Raw genomic sequence first — 6,067 nt, forward strand, 5'->3', positions numbered from 1 at the left:
GGCAGCTCGTCGCCGGCGGGTGGAACGGTCGGCTGGACGCCCTGACCCCGGCCGACGCCGCCCCGGCCGACCGGGTCGGCGGCAGCTACGGCGTCGGCTACCTCGCCGTCCGGCACCTCGTCGACCGGTACGGCGAGCAGCAGGTGCTCGACTTCTTCCGGGCCGTGGTGCACGACCGGCGGTCGCTGGACGACGCGTCCGAGCAGGTCCTCGGCGACCCGTGGACCGCCCTGCACGACGAGTGCGTCGCCTACGTCCGGGCGACCGTCCGATGACAGCGGGCGGCCCTCGTCGCCGGGTGGACGCGGTCCGCCCGGTAGGCCGGTCGCGCCGCTCGGCGTCGTATCGACGCCGGGCTAAGGTTGGCCCGTGCGCCGCCCCGATTCGCCGCGGCCCCCCGTAGCCACGCGGCCCCGCCTGCTCACCGCCCTGCTTGCCGTCGTCGTCCTCACCGGCACCACCGCCGCCTCCTGCGGGGACGACGAGTCCACGGTCGCGCTGGCCCCGGCCAGCCGGGCCGCCGTCGCCGAGGTGATCGACGCTCCGGCCACCGTGACCGCCCGCGCCGCGGCCACCCTCACCGCACCCGCCGACGGCACCGTCAGCAGTCTGCGGGTCCAGCCCGGCCAGCGGGTCAGGCGCGGTCAGGTGCTCGCCGTGATCAGCTCCCCGTCCGCCCAGGAGCGCCTCCGCCAGGCCCGCGACGCCCTCCGGGCCGCCGAACGGGCCCTCCGGGCCGCCGAACGGGCCGGCCGGGGCGTCGGCGTGGGCGACCTGGGCACCCGCCGTCGCGGCACCGACAAGGCCGCCGACGAGGCGTTCGACGCCGCCCGGGACGCCGCGGGGAAGATCGCCGACCACAAGGTACGGGACGCGCTGCTCGCCCAGGTGACCTCCGCGCAGCAGCAGTACGCCGCCGCGGCGCGTACCGCCGACCAGGCCGTCCGCTCGGTGCAGCGGGGCGTCGCCGGACTCAACTCGGCGGTCGGCGCGCTGTCGGCCGCGCAACGGCTCCAGGCCCGGCAGGCGTACGACCTGGCGAAGGCGACCGTCGACGCGCTGACCCTGCGCGCCGATCGGGGGAGTCGTGCAGCCCGGCGGCGCCCCGCCGGCGGCGGCACCGACCTGTCCGCCCTGCTCGGCGGCGGGCAGGTGCCCGCCGGGATCGACCCGTCGGCGCTCACCCCGTCCCGCGCCGGACCGCCGCCGGGCGTGGACGACGCGGTGGTCGCCGGTGGCCGGGTCACCGCCGGCACGCCCGTGCTGACCATCGTGGACACCGGTGCGCTCGGCCTGCTCGCCGAGGTCGACGAGACCGACGTGCTGCTGGTCCGCCCCGGCCTGGTCGCCGACGTCGAACTGGACGCGGTCACCGGCGCGAGCTACGACGCCACCGTCCGCTCGGTCGACGTGCTGCCCACCAGCTCCGCCCGGGGTGGGGTCACCTACCGGGTGCGGCTGTCGCTCGGCGCGGGCCGGCTCGGCGAGGGCGAGGCCGCACCGGCGCCCCGCCCCGGCATGAACGCCGTGGTGCACCTGCGGGTACGCGAAGCCGCCGACGTGGTCACCGTCCCCGCTTCGGCGGTCTTCTCCGCCGACGGTCGGGACGCGGTCTGGCTGGTCCGCGACGGCCGGGCGGACCGGGCGCCGGTGACGGTGGGCGTGCAGGGGCAGGACCTGGTGCAGATCCTCGACGGGGTGCAGGCCGGCGACCGCGTCGTGGTGCGCGGCACCGACCAGGTCCAGGACGGCCAGGAAGTCCGGTGAGCGCGAGGAGTGAGCCGGTTCTGCCAGCCCCGCCGCCGGGAACGAGGGAATCCTCGTGAGCGGTCCGGCGGCGATAGAGGCGGTGGACGTCTCCCGGACGTACCAGCTCGACGGTGTCTCCGTGCCGGCGCTGCGCGGCGTCTCGCTGACCGTGGCGCCGGGGGACTACGTGGCCCTCGTCGGGCCGTCCGGCTCCGGCAAGTCGACCCTGATGCACCTGCTCGGCGGGCTGGACCAGCCCACCGGCGGTCGGCTGGTGATCGGTGGCCGGGACGTCGGCGCTCTCTCCGCGCCGGAGCTGGCGACGCTGCGCAACGAGACCATCGGCTTCGTCTTCCAGGCGTTCCACCTGCTGCCGCGGACGTCGGCGGTGGACAACGTGGCGCTGCCGCTGGTCTACCGCGGCGTCGGGGCCCGGCAACGGCGCGCGCGGGCGGCCGCGATGCTCGGCCGGGTCGGCCTGGGGCACCGGCTGGACCACCGCCCGAACCAGCTCTCGGGCGGTGAGCAGCAGCGGGTGGCGATCGCCCGGGCGTTGGTCACGACCCGACGGTGCTGCTCGCCGACGAGCCGACCGGCAACCTGGACACGGTGACCGGCCAGGCGGTGCTGGCCCTGCTGGAGCAGCTCAACGCCGAGTCGGGAGTGGCGCTGGTGATGGTGACCCACGACAACGAGGTGGCGGCCCGGGCCCGGCGGCGGATCGCGATGCGCGACGGGGTGGTGGTGTCGGACAGCGCCTCCACCGTTCATGATCGACCGCCGTCCGGGCCAGTGGCGGCACCTGACACACTGGTGGACGCTCCCAGCGCGGAGCCCCGGTCCGCGTCCGGAAGCGGCCCGGGGCACCCGTCCGGTGGCTCCGGTGGCGCCACCGGAGCCACCGGACGCCTTCCGCGCGATCCGGCGGCCGACCGGCGTACCCCCGAAGTGGCTGGACGCGGTTCCGAGGTGGACGCCGCCGTCCGGCCGGGACCGGACGCGGACCCTGGGGTCGGAACGCGACTTGCGGACGCCGCGGGCCGGGGGACCTCCCGAGTGGACGTGGCCGGGACGGACCGGGCGGGCGACGAGCGGGCCGGCGGGGCGTCGTGAGGCTCGCCGAGGCGTGGCGGGTGGCGCTGGACGCGCTGCGGGCCAACCGGATGCGCAGCGCGCTGACCATGCTCGGTGTGATCATCGGCGTGGCGTCCGTGGTGCTGCTGGTCGCCATCGGCACCGGGACCAAGCAGAAGGTCGAACAGCAGGTCGAGGGGCTCGGCTCCAACCTGCTGCTGGTGGTACCCGGCCGGATCGACGTGGGCACCGCGCCGGTGGTCTCCCCGCTGACCCTCTCCGACGTCGACGCGGTCTCCCGGGTGGTCGGCGACCCCAGCCGGGTCGCGGTCACCATCGCCTCCGGCGCGACGGCCCGGGCCGGCAACCGCTCCGACTTCACCACCGTGCAGGGGGTGCTGGAGACCACCCCGACGGTCTTCACCCGCTCGCTGGCCCGGGGCCGCTACCTGACCGGCGCCGACGTGGACACCAGCCGCCGGGTGGCGGTGCTCGGCGACTCGGTGGCCCGGGCGCTCTTTCCCGACCGGGCTCCGCTCGGCCAGCAGGTCGCGCTCGCCGGCGTCCGGTTCCGGGTGATCGGGGTGTTCGCGCCGCTCGGGCAGAGCCTCGGCGTCGACCGGGACGACGAGGTGCACGTGCCGGTCACCGCGGCCCAGCGACTCTGGGGCACCCAGCGGGTGGACGGCATCGCGGTCAAGGCCCCGGACCGGGAGCGAATCGGCGAGCTGGGCGACCGGATCGTCGCCGAGCTGTCCCGCCGGCACCCGGACACCGAGTTCAGCGCGGTCACCCAGCAGCAGATCCTCGGCGTGCTCGGCGACATCCTCGGGGTGCTCACCGGCGTGCTCGCCGCCATCGCCGGTATCTCGCTGCTCGTCGGCGGGGTGGGCGTCTCCAACATCATGCTGGTCTCGGTGCGCGAACGGACCCGGGAGATCGGCCTGCGCAAGGCCGTCGGCGCCCGCCCCCGCGACATCGGGGTGCAGTTCCTGCTGGAGGCGGTGCTGCTCACCGCGATCGGCGGGTTGACCGGGATGGCGCTCGGCGTGGGCGCCGCGCTGCTGGTGGACGCCGTCTCGCCGATCCCGGCCGCGATCACCTGGTGGTCGCTGGCGCTGGCGTTCGGGGTGTCGGCGGCGGTGGGCATCGTCTTCGGGGTGGTGCCGGCGCAGCGGGCCGGCCGGCTCGACCCGGTGGTCGCGCTGCGCGCCGAATGAGCCGCCCGGGTCGCTCTCGCAGGCCTCGCGGGACCGGTGCCCGCCACCGGTCCCGGGAACCGGACGCGGAGCGCAGACGGGGACGAAACGGCAGGTCACGGTCGGGTGAACGGCGAGCCGGGCATGATCAGTTGTACGAAGGGATCGCGCCGGTCACAGCGGCCCCGCTACCGTACTGGTAACACGCGCGTTGCCGGCCCGGACGGAAGCTCCGGTCGCTCGGTACGCGCCGGGCATGGGATGGGTCGGGTGAGCCATGGCCGGGTCGCAGTCCGACGGTCGGCTGTCGGATGTCAAGTTCCTCACCGTCGCCGAGGTGGCGTCGGTCATGCGGGTGTCCAAGATGACGGTCTACCGCCTGGTGCACAGCGGTGAGCTCACCGCGGTCCGGGTCGGCCGGTCGTTCCGGGTGCCGGAGCACGCGGTGCACGACTATCTCCGGGGCGCGTTTCAGGAGACCGCCTGACCCCTCGCCCGGCGGTGCGCCGACTGCGACGTAACGGGCATCGACGGGGGCGCGTTGGTCCTGCTGACGCACTCCGGCTACCCTGGAGCCGATCGTGACCCTCGCCGGTGAGCCCCGACGCCACCAGGCTGGTCCGGTCCGTTGTCCGCAAGCGGTCATCGGCGCCACCGACGTGGCGCCACTCGTCCGCCCCGCACGTTTGCATTGAAAGGCTGTCGTATGGGCTCGGTGGTCAAGAAGCGCCGCAAGCGCATGGCTAAGAAGAAGCACCGCAAGCTGCTGCGCAAGACCCGCGTCCAGCGTCGCCGTCTCGGCAAGTGACCGGGGCCGGGCCATGGCCCGGCTTCCGGCACCACTTGCCAACTGTCGACCCTCGGAGGCTCAGGTGATCAGGCCGCGGACGTCCCGGCTCGGTCCCGTCTGCCGGTCAGGGCGTACGAGATGACCCCCGGTGGCACCTCAGGTGCTCCGGGGGTCGTCGTCGTGACCGGGGTCGGCCGCTACCTCGGCGCGCACGTCGCCGCCCGGCTCGCCGCCGACCCGCGCATCGAGCGGGTGATCGGCGTCGACCCGGCCACCCCCGGCCCCGAGTTCACCGACCTGCTCGACCGGGTCGAGCGGGTTCGGCTCGACCTTGGCTCGCTCGGCGGGCTCCTCGTCGACCTGGACGTCGACGCCGTGGTGCACCTCGCCCTGGTCAGCTCGCCCGACCCCCAGCACGGCGGCCGGGCGGCGATGAAGGAGCAGAACGTCATCGGCACCATGCAGCTGCTCGCCGCCTGCCAGCGGGCGCCGCGGTTGCGCAAGCTGGTGGTCCGCTCCTCCACGGCCGCGTACGGCGCGTCCTTCCGCGACCCGGCGGTCTTCACCGAGGAGACCGAGCCCCGCGAGGTGCCGCGCGGCGGTTTCGGCCGCGACATCCTCGACATCGAGGGGTACGTCCGAGGCTTCCGCCGCCGCCGTCCCGACGTGACCGCCACCGTGCTGCGCTTCGCGCCGTTCATCGGCTCGACCGCCGACACCACGCTCACCCGCTACTTCTCCCAGCCGGTGGTGCCCACCGTCTTCGGGCGCGACCCGCGGTTGCAGTTCGTGCACTTCGACGACGCCCTGGAGGTGCTGCACCGGTCCATCGCCGAGGAGCACCCGGGCACCTACAACGTCGCCGGGCCGGGGGTGCTCTCGCTCTCCCAGGCGATCCGCCGGGCCGGCCGGGTCGCCGTGCCGGTGCTGGAGCCGGGCCTGTCCGGGGCCGCCGCGCTCGCCCGCAACCTCGGCTTCGGCCGCTACGGCCTCGACCAGGTCGACCTCTTCGTGCACGGCCGGGTGGTCGACACCAGCCGGCTGGAGCGGGAGTACGGCTTCACCCCGCGCTCCACCGCCGCCGCCTTCGACGACTTCATCCGAGCCCACCACGGCGGCGTGGTGCTCACCCGGGACAGCCTCGCCACCGCCGAACAACTGGTGCTGGAGAGCATCCGCCAGGTCCGGTCGGCCGTCCGGGAGCGCTCGTGAGCCGGTCCGAGGAGCGGCCCGACGGCCGGTACGACGTACCGCT

General features: G+C 75.1%; 4 protein-coding genes and 3 pseudogenes. All 7 read left to right on the top strand.

The genetic code is table 11. The features are described 5' to 3' along the window. Window positions 1-275, top strand: a pseudogene (locus tag JNW89_RS24805) (hypothetical protein); the annotation flags it as partial. 94 nt (window positions 276-369) lie between these two features. Further along, window positions 370-1,767, top strand: a pseudogene (locus JNW89_RS24810) (efflux RND transporter periplasmic adaptor subunit). A 55-nt stretch (window positions 1,768-1,822) separates the two neighbouring features. Further along, a pseudogene (locus JNW89_RS24815) lies at window positions 1,823-2,658 on the top strand (ABC transporter ATP-binding protein); the annotation flags it as partial. A gap of 200 nt (window positions 2,659-2,858) precedes the next feature. Further along, window positions 2,859-4,043, top strand: coding sequence for an ABC transporter permease (locus tag JNW89_RS24820; protein WP_238450716.1), 1,185 nt, complete (start codon window positions 2,859-2,861; stop codon window positions 4,041-4,043). 256 nt (window positions 4,044-4,299) lie between these two features. Then, window positions 4,300-4,509, top strand: a complete 210-nt coding sequence (locus JNW89_RS24825) for a helix-turn-helix domain-containing protein (RefSeq protein WP_088960133.1) — start codon at window positions 4,300-4,302, stop codon at window positions 4,507-4,509. 219 nt (window positions 4,510-4,728) lie between these two features. Further along, window positions 4,729-4,830: a 30S ribosomal protein bS22 gene (locus JNW89_RS24830; RefSeq protein WP_007465623.1), complete on the top strand. Its 102-nt coding sequence runs from the start codon at window positions 4,729-4,731 to the stop codon at window positions 4,828-4,830. A 120-nt stretch (window positions 4,831-4,950) separates the two neighbouring features. Beyond that, entirely contained in the window at window positions 4,951-6,024 is a 1,074-nt protein-coding gene (locus JNW89_RS24835; RefSeq protein ID WP_179801989.1) for an NAD-dependent epimerase/dehydratase family protein, read from the top strand. The last annotated feature ends 43 nt before the right edge of the window (window positions 6,025-6,067 follow it).

Source organism: Micromonospora sp. 4G55 (genome assembly GCF_016803375.1).

What these genes read in the sequence shown, in the direction of transcription:
- JNW89_RS24835 (WP_179801989.1), top strand. Translation starts at nt 4,951, where the DNA reads ATGACCCCCGGTGGCACCTCAGGTGCTCCGGGGGTCGTCGTCGTGACC.
- JNW89_RS24825 (WP_088960133.1), top strand. Translation starts at nt 4,300, where the DNA reads ATGGCCGGGTCGCAGTCCGACGGTCGGCTGTCGGATGTCAAGTTCCTC.
- JNW89_RS24830 (WP_007465623.1), top strand. Translation starts at nt 4,729, where the DNA reads ATGGGCTCGGTGGTCAAGAAGCGCCGCAAGCGCATGGCTAAGAAGAAG.